1 protein-coding gene is annotated in these 350 nt (G+C 64.3%); it reads right to left on the bottom strand.

Annotated elements, in window-relative coordinates; genetic code table 11:
• Positions 1–302: transposase (locus C5F48_RS24625; RefSeq protein ID WP_181247801.1), on the bottom strand; the 302-nt coding region annotated here is incomplete at its 3' end.
• Positions 303–350: the final 48 nt, after the last annotated feature.

Genomic DNA, 350 nt, shown 5'->3' with positions numbered 1-350 from the left:
TTCTGGCGCCGTGATAGCGTGCTGAAGTCAGGCACGGCCCAGTCCAGGCCGATCAACCGCAGCAGGCTTTCGACGAACCCGGCCGTCTGACGCAGCGCCATGCCGAACAGCACCTTCATGGTCAGGCAGGTCTGAATGGCGGCGTCGCCATAGGCAGGCTGTCGGCCGCGCTTGCCAGTCGGCGCGGCTTCCCAGGTCATGGTGGGATCAAACCAGATCGTCAGCGAGCCGCGGCGCTTGAGCGCCTCGTTGTAGGCCGGCCAGTTCCGGGTCTTGTAGGTCGGGGGCGTCGGTCTGCTCATGTCCCCAAGCTACCACACTGGATTCACGAGATGAATCCCGTCAGTCCA

The organism is Cereibacter changlensis JA139, from assembly GCF_003034985.1.
In the GTDB taxonomy this organism is placed as follows: Bacteria; Pseudomonadota; Alphaproteobacteria; order Rhodobacterales; family Rhodobacteraceae; genus Cereibacter; species Cereibacter changlensis.
This window is presented reverse-complemented; position numbering and strand designations above follow the sequence as displayed.